Annotated in this window: 20 protein-coding genes and 1 riboswitch; of the genes, 9 read left to right on the plus strand and 11 right to left on the minus strand. The window is 67.1% G+C overall.

Annotated features, from left to right (window positions below):
* Positions 1–22 precede the first annotated feature (22 nt).
* Positions 23–1390, plus strand: coding sequence for a helix-turn-helix domain-containing protein (locus AC5P6H_RS15425; RefSeq protein WP_401729168.1), 1368 nt, complete (start codon positions 23–25; stop codon positions 1388–1390).
* Between the two features lie 132 nt (positions 1391–1522).
* Here the strand turns inward: AC5P6H_RS15425 and AC5P6H_RS15430 are convergent, their stop codons facing one another.
* Positions 1523–3415, minus strand: coding sequence for a patatin-like phospholipase family protein (locus AC5P6H_RS15430; RefSeq protein WP_495202854.1), 1893 nt, complete (start codon positions 3413–3415; stop codon positions 1523–1525).
* Positions 3416–3608: 193 nt separating this feature from the next.
* Here AC5P6H_RS15430 and AC5P6H_RS15435 point away from each other — a divergent pair, with 193 nt between their 5' ends.
* From AC5P6H_RS15435 to pncA, 4 genes are all read left to right on the plus strand, one after another.
* Positions 3609–4658 (plus strand): bifunctional nicotinamide-nucleotide adenylyltransferase/Nudix hydroxylase, encoded by a 1050-nt coding sequence (locus tag AC5P6H_RS15435; protein ID WP_014645588.1) that lies wholly within the window; start codon positions 3609–3611, stop codon positions 4656–4658.
* Between the two features lie 64 nt (positions 4659–4722).
* Complete coding sequence (locus AC5P6H_RS15440) at positions 4723–6132, plus strand: nicotinate phosphoribosyltransferase (protein ID WP_329890309.1); 1410 nt, start codon at positions 4723–4725, stop codon at positions 6130–6132.
* 133 nt (positions 6133–6265) lie between these two features.
* Positions 6266–6495, plus strand: a riboswitch (cobalamin riboswitch).
* A gap of 161 nt (positions 6496–6656) precedes the next feature.
* Complete coding sequence (locus AC5P6H_RS15445) at positions 6657–7340, plus strand: epoxyqueuosine reductase QueH (protein WP_483286776.1); 684 nt, start codon at positions 6657–6659, stop codon at positions 7338–7340.
* 840 nt (positions 7341–8180) lie between these two features.
* The gene (gene pncA / locus AC5P6H_RS15450; protein WP_495202870.1) at positions 8181–8825 is read left to right on the plus strand and encodes a bifunctional nicotinamidase/pyrazinamidase; all 645 of its coding nucleotides are present in this window, start codon (positions 8181–8183) and stop codon (positions 8823–8825) included.
* 129 nt (positions 8826–8954) lie between these two features.
* On the opposite strand, the gene purU is transcribed toward pncA, so the two are convergent.
* The gene (gene purU / locus AC5P6H_RS15455; protein WP_005411937.1) at positions 8955–9806 is read right to left on the minus strand and encodes a formyltetrahydrofolate deformylase; all 852 of its coding nucleotides are present in this window, start codon (positions 9804–9806) and stop codon (positions 8955–8957) included.
* Positions 9807–9920: 114 nt separating this feature from the next.
* Between purU and AC5P6H_RS15460 the strand changes: the two genes are divergently transcribed.
* Entirely contained in the window at positions 9921–10832 is a 912-nt protein-coding gene (locus tag AC5P6H_RS15460; protein WP_495202855.1) for a LysR family transcriptional regulator, read from the plus strand.
* A 3-nt stretch (positions 10833–10835) separates the two neighbouring features.
* On the opposite strand, the gene AC5P6H_RS15465 is transcribed toward AC5P6H_RS15460, so the two are convergent.
* From AC5P6H_RS15465 to AC5P6H_RS15475, 3 genes are all read right to left on the minus strand, one after another.
* The gene (locus AC5P6H_RS15465; protein WP_014645582.1) at positions 10836–11936 is read right to left on the minus strand and encodes an NADH:flavin oxidoreductase/NADH oxidase; all 1101 of its coding nucleotides are present in this window, start codon (positions 11934–11936) and stop codon (positions 10836–10838) included.
* 141 nt (positions 11937–12077) lie between these two features.
* A complete protein-coding gene (locus tag AC5P6H_RS15470) occupies positions 12078–12884 on the minus strand; it encodes an NAD-dependent protein deacetylase (protein WP_445392089.1) in 807 nt (268 codons plus the stop codon).
* Positions 12885–12940: 56 nt separating this feature from the next.
* The gene (locus AC5P6H_RS15475) at positions 12941–13342 is read right to left on the minus strand and encodes an acyl-CoA thioesterase (RefSeq protein WP_495202856.1); all 402 of its coding nucleotides are present in this window, start codon (positions 13340–13342) and stop codon (positions 12941–12943) included.
* A gap of 152 nt (positions 13343–13494) precedes the next feature.
* Between AC5P6H_RS15475 and AC5P6H_RS15480 the strand changes: the two genes are divergently transcribed.
* Complete coding sequence (locus AC5P6H_RS15480) at positions 13495–14130, plus strand: LysE family translocator (RefSeq protein WP_032956621.1); 636 nt, start codon at positions 13495–13497, stop codon at positions 14128–14130.
* Between the two features lie 123 nt (positions 14131–14253).
* Here AC5P6H_RS15480 and AC5P6H_RS15485 read toward each other — a convergent pair whose 3' ends face one another.
* On the minus strand, positions 14254–15273 hold the full coding sequence (locus tag AC5P6H_RS15485; protein ID WP_005420683.1) for a ribonucleotide-diphosphate reductase subunit beta: 1020 nt from the start codon (positions 15271–15273) through the stop codon (positions 14254–14256).
* 144 nt (positions 15274–15417) lie between these two features.
* Positions 15418–17820: a ribonucleoside-diphosphate reductase subunit alpha gene (locus AC5P6H_RS15490; protein ID WP_014645579.1), complete on the minus strand. Its 2403-nt coding sequence runs from the start codon at positions 17818–17820 to the stop codon at positions 15418–15420.
* Positions 17821–18374: 554 nt separating this feature from the next.
* Here AC5P6H_RS15490 and AC5P6H_RS15495 point away from each other — a divergent pair.
* Positions 18375–19211: a DUF2884 family protein gene (locus tag AC5P6H_RS15495; protein WP_495202857.1), complete on the plus strand. Its 837-nt coding sequence runs from the start codon at positions 18375–18377 to the stop codon at positions 19209–19211.
* 100 nt (positions 19212–19311) lie between these two features.
* On the opposite strand, the gene zapE is transcribed toward AC5P6H_RS15495, so the two are convergent.
* Both zapE and AC5P6H_RS15505 read right to left on the minus strand, forming a co-directional pair.
* Entirely contained in the window at positions 19312–20412 is a 1101-nt protein-coding gene (gene zapE, locus AC5P6H_RS15500; RefSeq protein ID WP_049441797.1) for a cell division protein ZapE, read from the minus strand.
* Positions 20409–21080 carry an alpha/beta hydrolase gene (locus tag AC5P6H_RS15505; RefSeq protein ID WP_014645576.1) on the minus strand — a complete coding sequence of 224 codons (672 nt, stop codon included), beginning with the start codon at positions 21078–21080 and terminating at the stop codon, positions 20409–20411. Before AC5P6H_RS15505 ends, zapE begins: the two co-directional genes overlap by 4 nt.
* Before the next feature lie 43 nt (positions 21081–21123).
* On the opposite strand from AC5P6H_RS15505, the gene AC5P6H_RS15510 reads away from it, so the two are divergent.
* Positions 21124–21981, plus strand: a complete 858-nt coding sequence (locus AC5P6H_RS15510) for an EamA/RhaT family transporter (protein WP_495202858.1) — start codon at positions 21124–21126, stop codon at positions 21979–21981.
* 122 nt (positions 21982–22103) lie between these two features.
* Here the strand turns inward: AC5P6H_RS15510 and AC5P6H_RS15515 are convergent, their stop codons facing one another.
* Both AC5P6H_RS15515 and AC5P6H_RS15520 read right to left on the minus strand, forming a co-directional pair.
* A complete protein-coding gene (locus tag AC5P6H_RS15515) occupies positions 22104–23549 on the minus strand; it encodes an ExeM/NucH family extracellular endonuclease (RefSeq protein WP_049441793.1) in 1446 nt (481 codons plus the stop codon).
* A gap of 208 nt (positions 23550–23757) precedes the next feature.
* Positions 23758–24276: a c-type cytochrome gene (locus AC5P6H_RS15520; RefSeq protein ID WP_014035592.1), complete on the minus strand. Its 519-nt coding sequence runs from the start codon at positions 24274–24276 to the stop codon at positions 23758–23760.
* Positions 24277–24442: the final 166 nt, after the last annotated feature.

Raw genomic sequence — 24442 nt, forward strand, 5'->3', positions numbered from 1 at the left:
CCCCACGATTCCTGTTAATTCTGTGAATTATTCAGCTCCCCAGCGGCAACTCGGCCTGCGCCTGCTGCGGCTGCGCGAGCAGCGCGGCTACAGCCAGGCCGATCTGGCGCGTGCGCTGGGGCTGTCGGCCAGCTACCTGAACCAGATCGAGCGCAACAAGCGCCCACTGACACCGGCGGTGCAGAAGAAGCTGGGAGAGGTGCTGGGCGACGTTTCCTCGCTGTTCGATGACGATGAGCCCGCCGCCCTGCAGGAGGCGCTGGGCGAAACCCTGCGCGACCTGGGCCTGGCCGAGGTCAGCGCGACCGAACTGCGCGCCCTGGCCGGCAACCTGCCGCAGGTCAGCCGCGCGCTGTTGGACCTGCACCGTCGTCACCTGGCGCTGCGCGAGCACGCGGCCGCACTGGAGTTCCAGCTGGGCGAGCCCGGCGCCGGCAGCACCCTGCCCGCCGGTGACCAGGTGCGCGAGTTCTTCAACCGCATGCACAACCACATTCCCGAGCTGGACGAGCTGGCCGAGCAGCTGTTCGCCGAATGGGGGCTGTCGCCCGGGCATGTGGCACTGCGGCTGCGCCAGCTGCTGGCCGACCGCCATGGCGTGCTGGTGGAAGTGGCCGCACTGCAGGCCGGGCGCGAAAAGCGGCACTACGATGCCGGTGCGCGGCGGCTGTGGCTGCCCGATTACCTGGAGCCCGGACAGCAGGCGTTCCAGATGGCGGCCGAGCTGGCCCTGCACGGCTACCTGCCGCAGATCGATGCGGTGGTGGCGCGCGCCGGGTTCACCGATGAGGCACGCATCGCGCAGGCGCGGATCGGTCTCTCCAACTATTTCGCCGGTGCGCTGGTGATGCCGTACATGCGCTTCCTGCGTGCAGCCGAAACCAGCAGCTACGACATCGAACTGCTGGCGCACCAGTTCGGCGTCGGCTTCGAAGCGGTCTGCCACCGGCTGAGCACGCTGGCACGGCGCAGCGCGCCCGGCCTGCCGTTCTTCTTCATCCGCGTGGACCGCGCCGGCAACGTCTCAAAGCGCCATTCGGCCACCGATTTCCACTTCTCGCAGGTGGGTGGATCGTGCCCGCTGTGGATCGTCTACGAGGCGTTCAACCAACCCGGGCGCATCCTCACCCAGACCGCGCGCATGCCCGATGGCCGCCGTCATTTCTGGCTGGCGCGGCAGGTCAGCAGTGGCCCGGTCGGCCATGGCCAACCGCGCAAGACCTTCGCGGTGGCGCTGGGCTGCGACCTGCAGCATGCCGAACGCCTGGTGTATTCACTGGGGCTGGATGTGCAGAGCCCGGGCAATTCGGTATCGATCGGCCCGGGGTGCCGGGTGTGCCCGCGCGAGGACTGCATGCAGCGCGCGTTCGCGCAGTTGCCGGGGCGATAGGGGGTTCTGCAGGGCTGCGCCCTGCACCCGTGGTAGTGCCGGCCGCTGGCCGGCAAGAGCAGCAACCACTGCGGGGTCAGATCCGTTTTCCTGCGGAAACGGATCTGACCCCGATTCGACCGCAGGATCGGGTCAGTAGATCGGGGTCACCTTCATCTGCGGCAGCGGACGCGGTGCGCCGTCGGTAAGGTCCGGGCCGAGGTCCTCCCAGGTGCGGCCCTGCTCGACCATCAAGCCCCACAACTGCTGCGAGGCCAGCCGTTTGTCTTCCGAGCCCAGCTTGTACGACGGTGGCGTCGGCTGACCGCTGGCGACCATCGCGTACGCCGCGCGGTAGGCCAGCACCTGCTGCGCCGGATCATCGGTGCGCGCCACTTCCAGCGTGTAGCGCTGGTAGGCCGAGGCCAGGTTGCGCCAGCGGATCCAGTAGTGGTTCTCGAACGAGAACGAACAGAAGCGCGCACCGGCCAGACTGCCCTTGTCGGCGATGCGGGTCAGCACGTCCTGCGGCATGTCCAGGTTCATGCCACCCTCGTCGCCCTGCAGGCTGACGTGCACGATGCGGTCGCGGTAGCCCGGTGCGCGCGCCTGCAGCAGGTCGCGCCAGTTCTGCATGGTCGCCACCACCGCGAACAGGAAACGACCCAGCTCGGCTGCGGCCAGTGGCGTGGCGATGGACTGGTAATGCCGTTGCCAGCCGTGGCGGTTTTCGGTGGGCAGGAACACCGCATGTTCCAGCGCCTGGCGGCCGCCGCTGCCCCGGCTCACCGCTTCGGCGTGCTGTGGATAGACCAGGTTGATGGCGAAGGTCGGCCAGCGCGGCAGCGCGGCGTCGAACAGATGGATCGGGAAGTTGCTGCTGATGCCGCCATCGGAGAACCAGCAGATGCGGAAGGCGGTGATCACCGGGCCGCAGGTCTGCCCGGCACTGGTCAGCCCTTCCATGCTGTCGGCAACGTTGTGCTCCTGGTCGGCTGCGGGGGCGGTCGGTTCGCAGCGTCGTTCGCGGCGTGAGGGTTCATGCAGCGGCACCGCGCTGATCAGCAGCGGGAAGCTCAGGCTCATGCGCGTGGCCACCAGCACCGGCAGCTTCGGGCCCTGTGGCAGGTGGTAGTACTGCCGCCCGTCCACCTCCAGCGGCGGGCCGGCCTGGCTCACCAGCCACTGCACCACGCTGGCGGGGAACAGCTGCTCGAACTCCTCGCGCAGGAACCAGAACTGCGCACCGCCCAGCGGCAGCGTGCGCGGCTCATTGTGTGAGATGCAGGTGGTGATCATCTGCAGGCTGATCGCATGCGGGCTGTCCGGCTCACCGGCGTAGCGCGGCGCATCGTGCAGGTCGGCGAAGGTCAACGGTGCATCCAGCGGCTTGCCGGACAGCTGCTGCAGGCATTCATGCAACCACTCGGTCAGCGCCGGCCTGCGTGGATCGCGGCTGAGGCCGCTGCACAGGCCCAGCAGGTTGCGGCGCGCCACCCGCGCGACCCGCAGCGCGGCACCGGCCACACCCGCACCGTAGGCGCACAGCAGTGATGGCAGCAGCGTGGCGGCCACGCCGCTCCAGCCACCGCCCCACCAACCCAGGCCGAGCAGCAGTGCCAGCGACACCAGCACTTCCAGCGGCGCGATCTCGAATACCGCAACGGCCAGGCACAGCAGTTTGTGCGGCAGGCGGGCATTGCCGGTCAGCACCACCAGCAGCCGATAGGCCGCGCGCGCGCCGCGCGCCGGCTGGAACAGGCTGTAGATGAAGCCGCGCCGGGACAGCTGTGCCGACACCGCCGACAGCCCGCCATAGCCTGCATCGCCGGGCAGCTGCTCGCCGGCCTGCTGGCGGCGATCGCCGCAGGCCGCTGCAGCCGCCACCGCTGCCGCAATGGCGCCGGCTGAAGTGCCGCCGATGCTCTTGAAGCGATACTCGCGGGCCAGCGCCAGTACCGCATTGGGGTACACGATGCCGCTGGTGATGCCGCCTTTCATGACCAGATCGCAGTACTTGTCCGCCACTGTCTTGCCCCCGAGCATGCCGTCCGCCGCGTGGGTTGCAGTATGGCGCAGGGGCTTCTCAGGGCCTGAGAACAACGGCGCAGTCCGCGCACGCAATGCGCCGTTCAGCAGAAGGCACGGCTGCAGGCTTGACCCGCCCCGCCATCGGCGTAGCATCTGCAGCAAGCCAAGGGACAGACCCGCGGCTGCCACAACGACATGAGGGATTCTCATGGAATTCGACTATCTCGTCTTCATCGGGCGATTCGAGCCCTTCCACAACGGCCACGCCGCCGTTGCCCGCCTGGCCCTGAGCCGGGCCCGCAAGCTGATCTTCCTGGTCGGCTCTGCCGATACCCCCCGCAGCCTGCGCAATCCCTGGACCGTGGCCGAACGCGCCGTGATGATCCAGGCGGCCCTCGACGGCCACACCGACCGTCTGCTGATCCGCCCGCTGCGTGACCACCTGTACAATGAAGCACAGTGGATCGCCAACGTGCAGCGCCAGGTGGCTGACGCCCTGCGCAACGACGGTGCCGCCGCCGATGCCAGGGTGGGCCTGATCGGCATGGACAAGGATGCATCCAGCTACTACCTGCGCGAGTTCCCGCAGTGGCCACTGGTGGACGTGCAGCACACCGCCACCCTGTCGGCCACCGAGCTGCGGCGCTACCTGTTCGAGGCCGGCGACGTCGACTTCCACGGCGCGCTGCTGATGCTGCGTGGCAATGTGCCGGCGCCGGTGTACGACATGCTCGAAGCGTTCCGCAAGAGTGCGCCTGCGTATGGCCAGCTGGTGGCCGAGTACCGCTTCATCGAACAGTACAAGGCCGCCTGGAAGGATGCGCCCTACGCGCCCACCTTCGTCACCACCGATGCGGTGGTGGTGCATTCGGGCCACGTGCTGCTGGTGCGTCGCCGCTCGGAACCCGGCAAGGGGCTGTGGGCATTGCCCGGCGGCTTCGTCGGCCAGGAACAGAGCCTGCTCGACAGCTGCCTGCGCGAACTGCGCGAGGAAACCCGCCTGAAGATTCCGTTGCCGGTGTTGAAGGGGTCGCTGAAGGGCCAGCAGGTGTTCGACCACCCGGACCGCAGCCAGCGTGGCCGCACCATCACCCACGGTTTCCACTTCGAGTTTCCGGCCGGCGAGCTGCCGCCGGTGCGCGGTGGCGACGATGCCGACAAGGCACGCTGGATACCGGTGAGTGAAGCACTGGACATGGGCCCGCAACTGTTCGAAGACCACCTGCACATCCTGGAGTACTTCCTCGGCCGCGGCTGACCGGCCCGGCTGTCCCACTGGCGGATAGACCGCCGGTGCCACCCGACGCGAAGGAGCTTCCGTCATGCACTACCTCGATAATCTTCTCCTCAACACCGACAGCTACAAGGCCAGCCATTGGCTGCAGTACCCGCCGGGTACCGATGCCACGTTCTTCTACGTCGAATCACGTGGCGGCCTGCACGATCGCACGGTGTTCTTCGGCCTGCAGGCGATCCTCAAGGACGCGCTGGCACGGCCGGTCACCCACGCCGACATCGACGACGCTGCTGCGGTGTTCGCCGCGCATGGCGAACCGTTCAACGAGGCCGGCTGGCGCGATATCGTCGACCGGCTTGGCGGCCACCTGCCGGTGCGCATCCGCGCCGTGCCCGAGGGCAGCGTGGTGCCTACCCACCAAGCACTGATGACGATCGAGTCGACCGATCCGGCCGCGTTCTGGGTGCCGTCGTACCTGGAAACGCTGCTGCTGCGGGTGTGGTATCCAGTCACCGTGGCCACCATCAGCTGGCACGCACGGCAGACCATCGCCGCGTTCCTGCAGCAGACCAGCGACGATCCGCAGGGGCAGCTGCCGTTCAAGCTGCACGACTTCGGCGCGCGCGGTGTATCGAGCCTGGAATCGGCCGCGCTGGGCGGTGCCGCACACCTGGTCAACTTCCTCGGCACCGATACCGTATCGGCGCTGTGCCTGGCGCGCGCGCACTATCACGCGCCGATGGCCGGCTATTCGATTCCCGCCGCCGAGCACAGCACCATCACCAGCTGGGGCCGCGAGCGCGAGGTGGACGCCTACCGCAACATGCTGCGCCAGTTCGGCACGCCCGGTGCGATCGTGGCGGTGGTATCGGACAGCTATGACATCTACCGCGCCATCAGTGAGCACTGGGGTACCACCCTGCGCGATGACGTGATCGCCTCGGGCGCCACCCTGGTCATCCGCCCCGACTCGGGCGACCCGGTGGAGGTGGTGGCCGAAAGCCTGCGCCGGCTGGATGAAGCCTTCGGCCACACCCTCAACAGCAAGGGCTACCGCGTGCTCAACCACGTGCGGGTGATCCAGGGCGATGGCATCAACCCGGATACCATCCGCACCATCCTGCAACGCATCACCGACGACGGCTACGCCGCCGACAACGTAGCCTTCGGCATGGGCGGTGCGCTGCTGCAGCGGCTGGACCGCGATACGCAGAAGTTCGCACTGAAGTGCTCGGCGGCGCGGGTGGACGGCGGGTGGATTGACGTCTACAAGGATCCGGTCACCGACGCCGGCAAGGCCAGCAAGCGTGGCCGCATGCGCCTGCTGCGCCGCCTGGACGATGGCAGCCTGCACACGGTGCCGCTGCCGGCCAACGGCGACGACACCCTGCCGGACGGCTTCGAGGACGCAATGGTGACCGTGTGGGAGAACGGCCGCCTGCTGCACGACCAGCGGCTGGACGACATCCGCACGCGGGCGGCCGTGGGGCATTGAAGGTGTATCCCGACCGGGGTCAGAGCCCGCTGCGTGGCAGCGGGATCCGACCCCTTCCTTCCGCTGGGGTCGGATCCCGTTGCAGCGTAGCGGGTTCTGACCCCTGCGCTCTTGACCGGCGCCACCAACAGGTCCACCTTGCACACGCCGAAGGTATCCCTCCCATCGCTGCGGCGCGGGGAGGGATTTAAACGGGAATCCGGTGAAGGCGCCTCGCGCGTCCATTCCGGAGCTGCCCCGCAGCGGTGAATGGAAACGAATCCTGCCAACAGCACTGGGCTCGCGCCTGGGAAGCGGCAGGGAGTAGGTGGGCTGCGGCCCGTGTCCATCAGCCCGAATACCGGCCCCGGCCGGGGGACACGACCGTCCCCTGACTCGACCTGGAATCTCCGCGGGGAGGTTGCCGGGGCCGTCGTCGTCCTGCGCGTGCAGGCGGTGTGGCCGCGCGCGTCCTGTTCACGGTATCCGGCCAGACCCGTTCACCCACGCGCTGATGCATGGGCCACCGCCGTTGCCGGCGGTCCATGCGGTACCTGACGATGACCGAGCTCCAACGCCCCACCCTGACCCTGCCCGCCGACGGCAAGCGCCTGCTGCTGCATTCGTGCTGCGCGCCCTGTTCCGGCGAAGTGATGGAGGCAATCACCGCCTCCGGGATCGACTACGCGATCTTCTTCTACAACCCCAACATCCACCCGGTGAAGGAATACGAGCTGCGCAAGCAGGAGAACATCCGCTTCGCCGAGCAGCACGGCATTCCCTTCATCGACTGCGACTACGACACCGACAACTGGTTCAGCCGTGCGCGGGGCATGGAAAACGAACCCGAACGCGGTATCCGCTGCACGATGTGCTTCGACATGCGTTTCGAGCGCACCGCGCTGTATGCGCACGAGCACGGCTACGACACCATCAGTTCGTCGCTGGGCATCTCTCGCTGGAAGAACATGGCGCAGATCAACGACTGCGGCATCCGCGCCGCCTCGCGCTATGAAGGCCTGCAGTACTGGGACTACAACTGGCGCAAGGGCGGCGGTGCCAGCCGCATGATCGAGATCAGCAAGCGCGAGCAGTTCTACCAGCAGGAATACTGCGGCTGCGTGTACTCGCTGCGCGATGCCAACCGCCACCGCCGCGAGAACGGGCGCGAACGGATCAGGATCGGCCTGCTGTACTACGGAGATGAGCCACGGCCCCTCAAGGACTAGCGACTTCTTTCGCTAGAGACGCCAAAAATTAAAGAGCCCGCGATCAAAGATCGCGGGCTCTTTCCTTAATTACTTCTTGGGTGACGGCTTCGGATTTCTTTCACCTTGGGTGGTGCTTGGATGCTTCAAGGCATAGCGCTCTGTGACAAAGCGACCAGATACCGAGCTTCTATGGGCCGTAGTTTTTGAAGAAGACTTGCTAGTCATGATTATTCCTTTTTAGTGTGGACGGAAGGAGCTGTGTCGCTCATGTCTCGAAGTACCTCACGAGGGGGGGAAGCCCCCCCCTCGTGAGGTATGACGCTTAAGCCCCTGGGGCCGAGCGCCAGTGCTTGCATACGCTCTCCCACTTCCCGAAACGGAAGCGAGAGTAGTTGCGTACGAACACCGTCTTCGGACGAGAATTCGACATGGCTACCTCCATTGAGTTGGAGGGTGCCTACTGGGACCGATCCGTCCATCCAATCCAGGAACCGAACAACAACTGCCCAAATCAATTGACAAGCTGTTATAATTTCCGGATTGTTCCAATCAAACCCGCTGCCAAGCGAAAGTCTGAATGAAGACTGAACGAGCGACGCATAGAGTGAAACACCCGCAACTCCTTACGCCTCGGACCTGATTTAGGCTCTGAGACGTTGCAGCGTCCAAGATCCTAAATTCTTATTTATCAATGCTTTAAAGAGCCCCTCGGTCGCTTCAATGAGACCGGGGTGGATTTTTTTATCCAGCCTGCAGCTTATCCTGAACCGCCTGCAGATGTAAAGCGCTAGTGCATTTTTCGTGACGAAATCATCTAGTGAATACCAGTCCAATGGTGTAGGGTCATAGAAATACGTGATTCAGCCAACACTCGATCAGCTTGCAGTAGCCGCCGATGTCGCCCTGCTGGTGATCGACCTGCAGCCGGACTTCATGCCCGGTGGCGCGCTGGCCTGCGACCAGGGCGATGCGCTGGTGGCACCGATTGCCGATCTGCTGGCGCAGCGCCGCTACCGCACCGTGGTGGCGACCCAGGACTGGCACCCGGCCGACCATGCCTCGTTCGCCAGCCAGCACCCCGGCCAACGCCCGTTCGAGACCATCCTGCTGCACGCGCAGCCGCAGACGCTGTGGCCGGACCACTGCGTGCAGGGCAGCGCCGGTGCCGCGCTGCACCCGGGCGTGGACTGGACCGTGGCCGACCTGATCCTGCGCAAGGGCACGCGCCAACAGGTGGATTCGTACAGCGCCTTCCGCGAGAACCATGGCCCCGATGGCGAGCGCCCGGCCACCGGCCTGGCCGGCTGGCTGCACGAGCGCCGCATCCGCGAAGTGCACGTGTGCGGCCTGGCCCGCGACTACTGCGTGCTGTGGAGCGCGCAGGATGCGGTGAAGTCCGGCTTCCGGGTGAAGTTCCTGTGGGACCTGACCCGGCCGGTGACCGAAGCCAACGACGCGATGGTGCGCGAGGCGCTGGGCAAGGCGGGGATCGCGACCGCCTGACCCACAACGGTAGTGCCGGCCGCTGGCCGGCAACCTCGGGATCTCTGCAGTTGCCGGCCAGCGGCCGGCACTACCGGATCACACCCGTGGGTAGCGCCGGGCCATGCCCGGCGGACGCGGGATGGGCGATTACCGGAACACCACCGTGCGATGCCCGTTGAGCAGGATGCGGTGCTCCACATGGCGGCGCACGGCGCGTGCCAGCACCAGCGATTCGGTATCGCTGCCCAGCCGCACCAGTTCGCGCGGTGCCATCGCATGGTCAACGCGGGCCACGTCCTGTTCGATGATCGGTCCTTCGTCCAGATCCTCGGTGACGTAGTGCGCGGTGGCGCCGATGATCTTGACCCCGCGCGCGTGCGCCTGGTGGTACGGCTGCGCGCCCTTGAAGCTGGGCAGGAAGCTGTGGTGGATGTTGATCGCACGCCCGGCCAGCGCGCGGCACAGCGTGGGTGACAGGATCTGCATGTAGCGCGCCAGCACCACCAGGTCGATGCGCTCGCGCTCGACCAGGTCGATGATCTGCTGCTCCTGCACCGCACGCGTATCGGCGGTCACCGGCAGGTGGTGGAACGGTACCTGGTAGGACGCGGCCAATGGCGCGAAGTCGGCGTGGTTGGAGGCCACCGCGGCAATGTCGACCTTCAGCTGGCCGCTGTGGGCGCGGAACAGCAGGTCGTTGAGGCAGTGCCCCTGCTTGCTGACCAGCACCAGCAGGCGTGCCCGGCGGCGGCCATCATGCAGCTGCCAGTCCATGCCGAAGCCTTCGGCAAGCGTGGCCATCGCGGCGTGCACGGTCTCCAGCGGCAGGCCGGCGTCACGGTCGAAATGCACGCGCAGGAAGAAGCGGCCGCTTTCCTCATCGCCGAACTGCTGGGCGTCGAGGATGTTGCAGCCGTGGTCGAACAGCAGGCCGGACACGCGGTAGACGATGCCGGTACGGTCGGGGCAGGACAGGGTGAGGATGGAATCGGGGCGCATCGCCACAGTGTAGGGCAGCTTCCTGCCCAGCAGCCGGATGATCACCGATGCAACCGAACCGCTTGGTTCAGTCCCAAGCGATACTTGGCCATCACCGTGGCAAGCTGGTCGGTCATGAACCTGTTGCAACTGATCCGCAGCTTCACCCGCACCGCAGAGACCGGCAGCATTGCCGCCGCGGCCCGCATCCTTGGCATCAGCGCCACCGCAGTCGGCCAGAACATCAACCGGCTGGAAGCGCATCTGGGCGTACGGCTGCTGAACCGGAGTACGCGCCAGCTGGCGCTCAGCGAGGCCGGCGCGCTGTACCTGGCGCAGGTCCGCCACATCGAGGCCGACCTGGCGCGCGCGCAGGCGATGGTCACCTCCGGTGATATCGAACCGGCCGGGCCGCTGCGCATCGCCAGCAGCAGCGCGTTCGGCCGCCACGTCATGGCCCCGTTGCTGCCGTCACTGCAGCAACGCTACCCGCAGCTGCAGCTGGAACTGCGGCTGACCGACCGCGCCGTGCAGCATGGTCCAGAGGCGGTGGATGCCAGCATCCGCATCGGCGCGCAGCTGGAAGACGGCGTGGTCGCACGGCAGCTGGCACGCGTACCGTTCGTGTTCTGCGCCTCGCCGGCCTACCTGAAGGCCCATGGCACCCCGCAGGAACCATCGGATCTGGGCAGCCATCGCGGGCTGCTGCACCGCTTCCCCACCGATGGCCGGCCGTTGCGCTGGGGCCTGCTGAAGGACGGCCAGCGTGTGGACGCCGCGCTACCGCCGAGCATGGTCTGCGATGACATCGATGCGCTGGCGTCGCTGGCGGCGGCCGGTGCCGGCATCACGCGGTTGGCTGCGTTCGTGGCCGAGCCCTACCTGCGCGATGGACGCCTGCAGGCCGTGTTCGGCGCCGACAGCACGTGGCGTCCGGAGCCGATGGAGGTCTATTTCTGCGTCAGCGATCGCCGCGACTTCACCGCCAAGATCCGCGCGCTGTTCGAGCACCTGCGGGCCGGCATGGCGCCGGCCTGGCGGGTGTGAGCCTCAGCGCGCCTTGAACACGCCGCGCGCATCGCGCGGCTCGCAGCGCAGGTACTGCGGCGCCGGTTCCACGCTGTCGCGCAATGCGGCGGCGGCATGCCACGGCCAGCGCGGGTCGTAGAGGATGCCGCGCGCCAGGGCCACGGCATCGGCGTGGCGATGGCGCAGGATCGATTCGGCCTGCTCCGGTTCGGTGATCATGCCCACGGCGATCACCGGCATGCGCACCTTGGCCTTGATCGCCGCCGCGAACGGCACCTGGTAACCGGGGCCGACGGTGATCTTCTGGCGCTCGTCCAGGCCGCCACTGGAGACATGCAGGAAATTGCAGCCGCGCGCGTCCAGCACCTGGGCCAGTGCTTCGCTCTGCACCAGGTCCCAGCCACCCTCGACCCAGTCGCTGGCGGAAATGCGCACGCCCACGGCGACCTTGTCGGACACCGCCGCGCGTACCGCGTCGAACACTTCCACCAGCAGGCGCAGGCGGTTCGGCAGCGACCCGCCGTAGCCATCGGTGCGGCGGTTGCTCAGCGGCGACAGGAACTGGTGCAGCAGGTAACCGTGCGCGGCATGCAGCTCGATCAGCTCGAAGCCCAGGCGCTCGGCGCGCACCGCACTGGCAGCGAAGGCGGCGATGACCTCGGCGATGCCGGCTTCGTCCAGTTCCTGCGGTGCCGGATCGGCGGCATGGAACGGCAGCGGCGACGGCGCCACGGTGGCCCAGCCACGCGCATCGCCGGCCGGCAACTGGCCACCCCCGTCCCACGGGCGGGCGGTGGATGCCTTGCGGCCGGCATGGCCCAGCTGGATGCCCAGCGGCATCGGCGACCAGCGGCGGACGCTGGCCAGCACCTGTGCCAGCGCGGCCTCGGTGCCGTCATCCCACAGGCCCAGGTCGGCCCAGCTGATGCGGCCGCGCGGCTCGACCGCGGTGGCTTCCAGGATCAACAGGCCGGCGCCGGACTGCGCCAGGTTGCCCAGGTGCATGGCGTGCCAGTCGCTGGCGCGGCCGTCTTCGGCGGAGTACTGGCACATCGGCGCGATGACGATGCGGTTGGACAGGGTCAGGGGGCCGAACGAGATCGGCGAAAACAGCTGGCTCAAGGGGGTGATGAACGACGTAGGGGGTGTGTATTGCACCGCTGCGCGGCTTCTGGATCAACCGTCTGGATGGATCGCTGTTTCGCAGCCGATCATGCCGCCGAGCGCCGAACAGCCCCTTGTAGAGCCGAGCCGACGCTCGGCTCAGCCCGCCACCCAACCGGACAAGGCTTCAGCGCAGTCCCGCTCATCCTTGAACAACAGCAGGTCGTCGGCACGGGTGCGGCCGCGGTTCAGCGCCGCCACCGGCAATCCTGCCTTCGCCGCCGCCTGCACGAAGCGGAAGCCGGAATAGACCATCAGTGACGAGCCCACCACCAGCACCGCATCGGCCTGCTGCAGATGATCGTGCACCGCCGCCACCCGCTCGCGCGGCACGTTCTCGCCGAAGAACACCACGTCCGGCTTCAGCACGCCGCCGCAGTGCGGGCAGTCGGGCACCACGAATGTGGAGAAATCGGTCTCCAGGTCGGCATCACCGTCGGGGGCGATGCCGGCCTCCAGCGCGTCCCAGCCGGGATTGGCGTCCAGCAGCCGCTGCTGGAAATCCTCGCGGCCACTGCGGCGCTCGCAGCCCATGCAGCGCACCAGATCCAGGCGGCCATGCAGGTCGATCACGTTGCGGCTGCCGGCGCGCTGGTGCAGGCCGTCCACGTTCTGGGTCAACAGCACCTGCAGCTTGCCGCGGCTTTCCAGGGCGGCCAGGGCCTGGTGGCTGCCGTTGGGCCGGGCCAGGCCGAAGCGCGGCCAGCCCAGCAGGCTGCGCGCCCAGTAACGCTGGCGGGTGGTCGCCTCGCCGATGAAGGCCTGGTAGGTCACCGGCGGCGTGCGTTTCCACTGGCCATCGGCGTCCCGGTAATCGGGTATGCCCGAGGCGGTGCTGCAACCCGCGCCGGTCAGCACGAACAGGCGCTCGGCGCGGTCGATGAAGTCGGTCAGTGGCAGGGTCATGGCTGCCAGATGGGGGCGCCGCAGCGCCCCCGCAAGCACCGGTTCAGCCGGTGGTCTCAGGCGGCCGGCAGCGGCGGCACCACGATCGGGTGGCCATCCTCGTCCAGCGCGATCATCACGAAGTGGCCGCGGGTGCACAACTTGCGCTCGCCGCTGTGCAGGTCCTCGGCGACCAGTTCCACCTCGACCTTCATCGAGCTGCGGCCGACTTCGACGATGCGGCCGATGGTTTCCACCATCTGGCCGATGCGGATCGGCAGCTTGAAGTCGACCTGGTCGCTGCGCGCGGTCACCACGGTGCGGCGCGAATAGCGGGCGGCGGCCAGGAACGCGGCCTTGTCCATCCATGCCAATGCCTGGCCACCGAACAGGGTGCCCAGGTGGTTGGTGTGGTTGGGGAAGACGATTTCAGCCATGCGCACTTCGGTGGGCGGCACGGTCTCGGGGATCGGGGTCATGGGGGTGCTTCGGTGTGGGGTGCTGCGGATTCTAAGCGACCGGCGTGATGGCCATCGGCATGCACGTGCAACGGTCACCCGGCAGCGGTGCGTGCGCAGGCCGCGCCTGCGGCAGGCGTTACACTGCGCCACGCCCACTGCCAGGACTGCCCATGCCCGCCACTTCCGACCTGCTGGCCTTCGCGCTGGTTTCGCTGGCCATGGTGCTCACGCCCGGGCCGAACATGATCTACGTCATCTCGCGCTCGATCTGCCAGGGGCCGATGGCTGGCCTGATCTCGCTGGGCGGGGTGGCGCTGGGCTTTGTGTTCTACATGCTGTGCGCGGCACTGGGCATCACCGCCCTGCTGATGACCGTGCCGTTCGCCTACGACGCGCTGCGCATCGGCGGAGCGCTGTACCTGCTGTACCTGGCCTGGCAGGCGCTCAGGCCCGGCGGCCGTTCGCCGTTCGCGGTGCGTGACCTGCCGCAGGACAGCCCGCGCAAGCTGTTCACGATGGGCTTCCTGACCAATCTGCTGAACCCGAAGGTGGCGGTGATGTACCTGTCGCTGCTGCCGCAGTTCCTGCACCCGGACGGCGAAGGCAGCGTGCTGATGCAGTCGATCGTGCTGGGCTCCACCCAGATCCTGGTCAGCGTCAGCGTGAACGGCATGATCGCGCTGACCGCCGGCAGCATCGCCGGCTTCCTGGCCGCGCGCCCCACCTGGCAGATGGTGCAGCGCTGGCTGATGGGCACGGTGCTGGCCGGGCTGGCGGTGCGCATGGCGGTGGAAGGGCGGCGCTGATTGTAGAGTCGAGCCATGCTCGACTTTCTTGCGAGCAGCAGTCGAGCGTGGCTCGACGCTACGGAAACAAAAAACCCCGGCATTGGCCGGGGTTCTTCGTTGCGGCAGGCCTGGCCGGTTCGATCAGAAGTTCATGTCGAAGGCGACTTCGCCCTGAACGCCTACCTGGTAGGCCGAGACGCGGCGTTCGAAGAAGTTGGTCAGCTCCTGCACGTCCTGCAGTTCCATGAACGGCAGCGGGTTGCGCACGTTGTACTTCTTTTCCATGCCCAGCTTGGCGAAGTGCTGGTCGGCGCAGTGCTGCAGGTACTGGCGCATGTCGCGGGTCGAGATGCCGGCCACGCCGCCGGACAGCACGTCCTCGGCGAACTGCACTTCGCATTCGATGGCTTCGGCCAGCATGTCGTAGACCTGCTGCTTCATCTCGTCGTCGAACAGGTCCGGCTCTTCCTCACGCACCACGCGCACCGACTCGAACGCAAACTCCATGTGCGCGCTCTCGTCGCGGAACACCCAGTTGGTGCCCGAGGCCAGGCCCGGCAGCAGGCCGCGCGAACGGAAGTAGTACACGTAGGCGAACGCAGCGAAGAAGAACAGGCCTTCGATGCAGGCGGCAAAGCAGATCTGGTTGAGCAGGAACTGGCGGCGCTGTTCGCGGGTCTCGATGCGGGTCAGGTCCTGGATCGAGTCGATCCACTTGAAGCAGAAATCGGCCTTCTTCTTGATCGAGTCGATGTTCTCCACCGCCGAGAACGCCTTGGCGCGCTCTTCCGGATCCGGCAGGTAGTTGTCCAGCAGGGTCAGGTAGAACTGCACGTGCAGTGCTTCCTCATACAGCTGGCGCGACAGGTACATGCGCGCTTCGGGCGCATTCAAGTGCTGGTACAGGTTCAGCACCAGGTTGTTGGACACGATCGAATCGCCGGTGGCGAAGAACGCGACCAGGCGGTGGATCAGGTGGCGCTCACCCGGCGACATCTTGCTGTGCAGGTCGGTGATGTCGATCTGGAAGTTGATCTCTTCCACCGTCCAGGTGTTCTTGATCGCATTCCGGTACATGTCATAGAACTGCGGGTAGCGCATCGGGCGCAGGGTCAGTTCAAAACCGGGATCGAGCAGCATCTGCTTGGGCTTGTCGGCCATGGGTGTTTCCTTGAATTCCTGGGTGAGCCGCCGGGCGTGGCCCGGCGCTACCGTGGGTGTTTTTCCGCAGCCGAGCATGGCTCGGCTCTACAGGTGCGAGGTGTTCGAGTGCCGACCAACGGTCGGCACCCACCGCGCGGTGTCTTACTGGCAGGCCTCGCAGGCTTCCGGGTTTTCCAGCGAGCAGGCGATGGCTTCGTCCGGGCTGAACACCTTGGCCGGGGCCGCAGCGCTGACCGTGGTCTTGGCGATCTTGGTGGCCGGGCGCGAACGCAGGTAGTAGGTGGTCTTGATGCCCTGCTTCCAGGCGTACATGTACATGGAGGACATCGCGCCGATGTTCGGGCTTTCCATGAACAGGTTGAGCGAGGCCGACTGGTCGATGAAGGCGCCACGCTCGGCGGCCATGTCGATCAGCGAACGCATCGGCAGTTCCCACGCGGTGCGGTAGACCTCGCGCAGCGTTTCCGGAATCTGTGCCACGCCGGCGATGGAGCCTTCGGCCAGCTTGATGGCATCGCGCATGTCGGCGGTCCACAGGCCCAGCTTCTTCAACTCGTTGACCAGGTAGCGGTTGACCTGCAGGAAGTCACCGGACAGGGTCTCGCGCTTGAACAGGTTGGACACCTGCGGCTCGACGCACTCGTAGCAGCCGGCGATCGAGGCGATGGTCGCGGTCGGGGCGATCGCGATCATCAGCGAGTTGCGCAGGCCGTGCTCCTTGATGCGGGCGCGCAGGGCATCCCAGCGCGCGGTGTCTTCCGGCACCACGTTCCAGGCGTCGAACTGCAGTTCGCCACCGGCGGCACGGGTGTCGTTGAACGACGGGTGCTTGCCACGTTCCTGGGCCAGCTCGCAGGAGGTTTCCAGCGCGTGGAAGTAGATCGCTTCGGCAATCTTCTTCGACAGGGCGCGGGCTTCGGCGCTGTCGAACGGCAGGCGCTTGCGGAAGAACACGTCCTGCAGGCCCATGCAGCCCAGGCCGACCGGACGCCAGCGCAGGTTGGCGCGGCGGGCGGTTTCGATCGGGTAGAAGTTCAGGTCGATGACGCGGTCGAGCTGGCGCACGGCCAGGCGAACGGTCTCGGCCAGCTTCTCGAAGTCGAACTCGTTGTGCTCGTCGAAGTGGTTGCCCAGGTTGATCGAACCCAGGTTGCACACGGCGGTTTCATCGTTGGAAGTGACTTCCAGGATTTCGGTGCACAGGTTGGACAGGTGGATCACGTTGCCCGGGCGCAGGGTCTGGTTGCTGGCGCGGTTGCACTTGTCCTTGAAGGTCATCCAGCCGTTGCCGGTCTCGGCCAGCGTACGCATCATGCGGGCATACAGCTTGCGCGCGGAGATGGTGCGGTTGGCCTTGCCCTGGGCTTCGGCCTGCAGGTAGGCCTGCTCGAAGGCTTCGCCGAACAGGTCGGTGAACTCCGGCACGACGCGCGGATCGAACAGCGACCATTCCTGGTCGGCTTCGACGCGCTTCATGAACAGGTCCGGCACCCAGTTGGCCAGGTTCAGGTTGTGCGCACGACGGGCTTCGTCACCGGTGTTGTCGCGCAGCTCGAGGAAGTCCTCGATGTCGGCGTGCCAGGTTTCCAGGTACACGCAGGCCGCGCCCTTGCGCTTGCCGCCCTGGTTCACTGCGGCCACCGACGAATCCATGGTCTTCAGCCACGGCACGATGCCGTTGGAATGGCCGTTGGTCGACTTGATCAGCGAACCACGCGAACGCACGCGGGTGTAGCTGACGCCGATGCCGCCGGAGAACTTCGACAGCTGGGCGATGTCGCCGTACTTGGAATAGATCGATTCCAGCGAGTCCTGCGGCGAGTCCAGCAGGAAGCACGAGGACAGCTGCTCGTGGGTGGTGCCGGAATTGAACAGGGTCGGGCTGGACGGCAGGTAGTCCAGGTTGCCCATGCGCTTGTACAGCGCCAGGGTCTCGGACACGTCCTCGCTCAGCGCGCTGGCGATGCGCAGGAAGAACTGCTGCGGGGTCTCGATCACCTTGCGGGTGTGCGGGTGGCGCAGCAGGTAACGGTCGTACAGGGTACGCAGGCCGAAGTAATCGAAGTTCAGGTCCAGCGAGATGTCGATGGCATCGTTGAGCTTGCGTGCGTTGGTCTGCACGAAGTTCAGCAGGCGGTCGTTGATCAGGCCGACTTCATGGCCACGGCTGACCGACTGCGAGAAGGCGTAGATTTCCTGGCCCGAGACTTCCTTGGCGATGTAGTTGGCCAGCAGGCGCGCGGCGAGACGGCCGTACTCGGGCTCTTCACCGATCAGCAGGGCGGCGGTGCGGATGGACAGTTCGTCCAGCTCGCGGGTGGTGGCACCGTTGTACAGGCCGGAAATGGTACGGGTGGCCACGCGCATCGGGTCGACGGCGTGCAGGCCTTCGGAGGAACGCTGCACCGCACGCACGATCTTGTTCAGGTCCACCAGTTCGGTGGTCCCATTGCGCTTGGTCACACTCATCGCGTTGGCCGTCGGCGGCGACGTCAACAGGAATTCGCTTTCCTTCTCGATGGTGGCGCTGGATTCGGTGCTCACGGCGTGTGTCCTCTTGGCGTGATTTGGGGGTGCTCGATGCATCGGGTGACGCGGCCCGGGACATGACAGCCCAGGATGGCAGGACGGCGTCGCAGGGGATGAGACCCTGCGCCTGCCACTGCCGTTGACGATCGCGGATGGGTACCCCGGGGCAACCCCTGGAATGGGGGTTGCTGCGACCGACGGCCACAAGATAGTGGGGGTAATGGGGTCCGTCAACGCCAAATGTAGTGAAATTCGGCAATCCCTTGCGCCGCAAGGATCGTGCCATCGGCGCCCTGATCAGACGCTTCAGACCTGCCGGAACGGGCTGCGCAGTCAAGTCCGAAAGGCGTCATTGCGGTGGCACAACGCACCGCGAAAACGGAACAATGACAGCTTCACATGACAGTGATGAAACTGGCTAGGGACAACCCTGTGGATAGGTGGTGGGCAGCCGGTGGGAAAGCCGGTATGGCCGGACGAATCGCCATCGCGCAGTGACTTTCGGCGGGTGACGGCGCCTGCCGAACGCGGGATGCTGGGGTCCTGCAATGACCGGAAAGGATTCCACCATGCGCCTGTCAGCACCCGCCTTGGCCCTGCTGGCTGCTGTGGTCACCGTACCTGCAATTGCCGCTGACACCCCGAAGCTGCGCGCGGACCAGTGCGGTATCCACACCGACTATGACGTGCTGGTGGACAGCGGTGGCATCTGGCTGCGGCATGGCCCGCAGGCACCGCACGAGGTGGTGTTCCACGATGGCGTGCTGAGCCTGGACGACACGGTCGTGCCGGTCAGCGAGGCCGACGCGGCCCGCCTTCGGCAGATGGAGGCCGGGGCACGGCAGCTGATGCCGGCCGCCACGGCGCTGGCCCATGAAGTGAGCGGACTGAGCTTCGACGTGCTCGACGGGGTCTATGAAAGCCTCACCGGTACCGCCAACAGCCGCAAGGTCCGGCGCCTGCGCCGGCAGGCCGATGACTGGATCGGCGGCACGCTGGGCAAGGGCTACTGGGAACAGGCTGTGTTCGGGCCAGGCTTCGAGGCCAAGGTGCAGGACATGGCCGAGTCGCTGTCCGCCTCCATCGCCCGCAGCATGCTGTGGCAGATCTTCACCGGACGCAGCGATGCGATGGAGGCACGCGCCGACCGTCTGGACGCGCAGATGGAACAGCAGCTGGAAGGCCGCGCCGAACGCATCGAGGCCCAAGCACAGTCGCTGTGCCCGCTGGTGCAGTCGCTGGCCGACACCCATGACGCGCTGGAAGTGCGCTACCAAGGCCAACCGCTGCGGCTGCTGGAGCGCAGCGAGAGCGTTCGGGTGGAGCACGGCGATGGCTCGGGCCTGCAGGTGTCGGCCGGGCCGGATGAGCGGCCGCGTGGGAATGCGTTGGCGCCTTCCCGATAGCTGCGCGGCGCTGCTGTAGAGCCGAGCCCATGCTCGGCTCCCTTTCGGCACATCATCCAGAAGCAGCCGAGCGTGGGCTCGGCTCTACAGTAAACCGCCCTCACGCCCGATGCGGGGTACCCAGGTACTCGGCGCTCTGCATCTCGATCAGGCGCGAGGCGGTGCGCTCGAACGCGCCCTGCAGGCGCTGGCCGGTGTACAGCTCGATCGGCGAGGTGCTGGCGGTGCAGACCAGGTTGACGTGGCGGTCGTACAGCTCGTCGATCAGGTTGACGAAGCGGCGCGCGGCATCCTCATTCAAGCGGTCGAAGGCGGGAATGCCGCCCAGCAGCACCGTGTTGAACTCGTGCGCGATCTCGATGTAATCCGAGGGCCCGCGCGGGCCTTCGCACAGCGCGGCGAAATCGAACCAGGCAATGCTCTTGCCGCGGCCACGCACCGGGATCTTGCGGCCCTCGATCTCGATGTTGCCGGGCTTGGCCGGCTGGCCGCCGCTCAGCTCGTTCCAGCGCGTGGCCAGCCAGTCGTCGCTGTCGGCCGCCAGCGGTGCGCGGTATACCGGCGAGCGGGTCAGCGCGCGCATCCGGTAATCCTCGGTACCTTCGGCGTACAGCTCCACGCAGAAGCGCTGCAGCAGGCCGATGGCCGGCAGGAAGCTCTCGCGCTGCAGGCCGTTGAGGTACAGGTTCTCCACTGCGGTGTTGGAGGTGGTGACCAGGGTCACGCCCTCGGCGAACAGGCGCTCGAGCAGCCGCGCCAGCAGCATCGCATCGCCGATGTCGGTGACGAAGAACTCGTCCAGCACCAGCACGCGCAGGTTGCTGCGCCATTCCTGGGCGATCTTCGCCAGCGGGTCGCTCTGGCCCTGGTGCTCGCGCAGGCGCTCATGGACGCTGCGCATGAAGCGGTGGAAATGGGTGCGGTACTTCTGCTTGATCGGCAGCCCGTCGTAGAACAGGTCGACCAGGAAGGTCTTGCCACGGCCGACGCCGCCCCAGAAGTACAGGCCCTTGATCGGCTCGGGCTTCTTCCAGAACGAAGACAGGCGGTCCAGCCAGCCATCCTCAGCACTGTCCAGCAGGCCCAGGTGGATGCGGTCCAGCTCGGCCAGCGCCGCATGCTGGGCCGGATCGTTCTGCCAGTCGCCACGGGCAACCCCTTCCGCATACCGCTGCGACGGGGTCAGCTCGGGTGCACTCATGCCGCCGCGCCTAGCCAGTGCTTGACGCCGTGGGTCAGCGCGCCGCGCAGGTCGATCAGCTTGCGGTGGAAGAAGTGGCTGGTCTCGGGCATGCGTACCAGCTCATGCGGGGCGTCCAGCGTGTCCAGCCACTGGTAGACGGCCTGCGGGTCGACGATCTCGTCCTGCTCGCCCTGGATCACCAGCCAGCGCGCCGGCGGCGCGATGCCGTCGAAATCCCAGCGACCGGCCGGCGGCGCGATCGAGATCAGCGCTTCCGGCTGCAGCGTGGCGGCGGCCTTCAGCGACACGAACGCACCGAAGCTGAAACCGGCCAGCCACAGGCGGTCATCCGGGCGCTGGCTGCGCACCCAGGCCGCGACGGCCTTCAGGTCATCCTGCTCGCCCACGCCGCCATCGAAGGTGCCAGCCGAACCACCCACGCTGCGGAAGTTGAAGCGCACCGTGGCGATGCCCAGCTCGCGCAGGGTGGAGGCGGTCATGGTGACCACCTTGTTGTGCAGGGTGCCACCTTCGGTGGACAGCGGATGGCAGACGATGGCCACGATCGGCTGCACCGGCACATCGGCCTTGGGCAGGTCGACGACCACTTCCAGCGGGCCGGCCGGGCCGTCCAGTTCGAGGCAGGCGGTTTCGCCGGGGGCGACGGGGAACAAGGGCTTGTGCATGGCACCATGATACCGTCCCCCGCCCCTGCCCTGTGCCCGCCCCATGCTCTATCTGTCACTGGCCGTGATCTGCAGTGTGCTGGTTTCGGTGTTGTTGAAGGTGGCCGCACGCCGCCAGCTGGATGTTGCGCAGATGGTCACCGGGAACTATCTGGTGGCGGCAACGCTCACCGCCGTGGTGCTGCAGCCACCGCTGGATGCGCTGCGCGCGCCGCATGCGCCGTGGCTGTCACTGCTGGCGCTGGCGGTGGTGCTGCCCTCGATCTTCCTGGTACTGGGCCGCGCGGTGGCGGTGGCCGGCATCGTCCGCAGCGACGTGGCGCAGCGGCTGTCGTTGCTGCTTTCCCTGGCCGCCGCCTTCCTGTGCTTCGGCCAGACCGCAACGCCCTGGAAACTGGCCGGCCTGGGCCTGGGCCTGCTGGCGATGGTGGCCATCAGCCTGCGCCCGCGCGGCCCGGCGGTGGCGTCCTCACCCGGCGGCTGGGGCTGGCTGCTGGGCGTATGGGCCGGATTCGCAGTGGTGGACGTGCTGCTCAAGCAGGTGGCGCTGTCCGGCACGCCGTCGATGGCGGCGGTGCTGGCCAGTTTCAGCGTCGCCTTCGTGCTGATGCTGGCAATGCAGCTGTGGCGGCATGTCAGTGGCCGCAGCCGACTGGCCTGGCGCAACCTCGGCGCGGGTGCACTGCTGGGCCTGCTCAATGGCGGCAACATCCTGTTCTATGTGCATGCGCACCAGGCGATGCCAGAGAGCCCGGCCACCGTGTTCGCCGGCATGAACATCGGCGTGGTGGTGCTGGGCGCGCTGGTAGGCATGTTCGTCTTCGGCGAGGCCACCACGAAGTGGAACCGCGCGGGACTGGCGCTGGCGGTGCTGGCGATCGGGATGATCGCCTGGGGGTGAGCGATACCCGGGGTCGGATCCCATTCCCACGGAATGGGCTCTGACCCCTACGCCTCAGACCCCGCGATGCCTTGGGTCAGAGCCCATTCCGTGGGAATGGGATCCGACCCCGGCCTGGCGCGTTACTTGTCGAAGCCCAGCAGCAGCGGGTCGTGGTCGGAGCTGCGCCACGGGCCCTGCACGTTGCGGCCCTGGTAGCCGCTGGCGTCCTGCTCGTCGGCGTTGCTGTGCCATTCGGCGGCACCGCGCAGGCGCCTGGCCATGCCCGGGTTCAGCAGCGCGTGGTCGAGGCGGCCGGTGTAGCCGTTGTAGACGTAGCTGTAGGGATGCTCGACCTTGGCAACCTTGAACGCGTCCTGCCAGCCCAGATCATGCAGGGCGCGGATCGGGTCTTCCATCGCGTAGGCATTGAAGTCACCCAGCAGCACCGCGTCCCTGGCGCCGGTACCGGTCGGATCGGTCTGCAGCCAGGCGTGCAGCTGCTGCGCCGACGTCACACGGGTGGCGTTCCAGCAGCCCTGATTGTCGTTGCGATCGGCGTCGGCACCGGCCGCGTCACGGCAACCCTTCGATTTGAAATGGTTGGCAACCACCACGAACGGCGCGCCCTGCTTGCCCTGGAAGGCCTGCGCCAACGGTACGCGGCTGTGCTCGACGAACGGGCCGCCGGTCAGCGTGGCCGGCTTGCCGACCGGCTGCAGGCGCGTGCTTCGGTAGATGATCCCGACCCGGATCGGGTTGTCGCCGGGGCCGTTGCCGGCGTCGACGAAGCGCCAGTCGCCCTGCGCGCCGCGGTCGCGGTTGAGCGCATCGACCAGTTCGGCGATGGCCGACTGCGGGCCGTAGCCGTCGTTCTCCAGTTCCATCAGCGCAGCGACATCGGCGCCCAACGCATTGACCGTGGTGACCAGCTTGGCGAGCTGCGCCTTGTGCTCGTCCAGCGTGCGCGCGCCGCGCAGCGTCGGGAAGCCACCGCCCTGGCCGTCACCATTGAAGAAATTCTCCAGGTTGAAGGCGGCCACGTGCAGGCTTCCCGGCACCGTGGGTACTGCCGGGCGCTTCAGTTCCGGCAGCTTCAGCGCGCCTTCGACCTGCAGGCGCGGATGGCCCTGCGCGTCCACGCGCACGATGCCCTCCACATTGCGCAGTTGCATGCCGGTGCGCAGCACCGGGTTGCCCGGCAGGTAGGGCACGCTGGCGGGGTCGCGGGCATCGCTGCCATCCTCCAGCACCAGGCGGCGGCGCTGGTTGTCGGCCATCACCTGCTCATAGCCGGCAGTGCCCGGCGCGGCCACTTCGGTCGGCTGCCAGAGGCGGCCATCGAACGCCACCGTGAGCTGGCCGAAGTGCTGCAGGCCATCGGTACCGGCCAGGGTAAGCGGCGCGGCGATGCGCACGCGCTGCCCATCCAGCGCGCGCCAGTCGGCCGGCGCAGCGGTCAGCACCACAGTGGCGCTGCCGCGCGCGACGGAGGGCGGCGCGACCGGCGTGGCCTGCGGCTGGGCCTGGGCAAAGGCGCCGGCCGGCAGCAGCAGGGACAGGGCAAGGGCGAGGGAACGGCGGCGCATCAACGGGCGACTCCATGGAAGAGGCGCACAGACTAACCCTGAAATGCGAAACCCCGCCTGCGCAGCGGGGGCATATGAGCGATCAGGCCTCGGTGGGCAAAGCCGGGGGATCGTAGAGCCGAGCCCATGCTCGGCTGCACCTGGCCACACCGCGCGGAGAGCAGCCGAGCGCGGGCTCGGCTCTACAGGAAGCGGCGCGTTGCGGCGGTTACTTCAGGTTGCCCAGCATCCAGTCCACGGTGGCGTGGATCTGTTCTTCGGTCAGCGCCGGGTTGCCGCCCTTGGGCGGCATGATCCCGCCGTCGGGGCCGGTATAGCCCTCGATGGCGTGCTTGTAGAGGGTGTCCTTGCCCTGCGCGATGCGCTTGTCCCAATGCGAATGGTCCAGCGTCGGTGCCATGCCCACACCGTTGGTGTGGCAGGCGGTGCACAGGTTGTCGAAGATCACCTTGCCATCCTTGGTGCCGCCGTAGGCCACCTGCGACGCCGCCTTGGCCAGCGCGGCGGCCTTGGCCGCGGCCTGCGCGGCGGCGCCGGTGCTGCCGGCATAGACCGCGCCGGTGGGCGAAATGCGCTGTTCGGTGCGCTTGGCCGCAGTGGGCGACACCTCGGGCGGAATCCGGGTGTGGATGTAGGCGGCAAGGAGGATGAGGCCGAGGGTGATGGTCGCCAGCAGCGCGATCACCATGGAGAAGCGTTTCAGGAACTCCAGATCGTAATTCCGCACTCTTCGTTACCCCTGGCTGATAGTCGTTGGACCACGGCTGAGCGACTGCGTGATGGACCGAGTATAGAACGCGCCTTGCGTGCGACAACAGGCGTCACTGCTGGTGCGGCGCAACATGCCGGGGGCTGGGGTCGGGGATGGGGTCAGATCCCTTTTGCGCCGCAAA

The organism is Stenotrophomonas sp. YJH_SMC_110, from assembly GCF_059369255.1.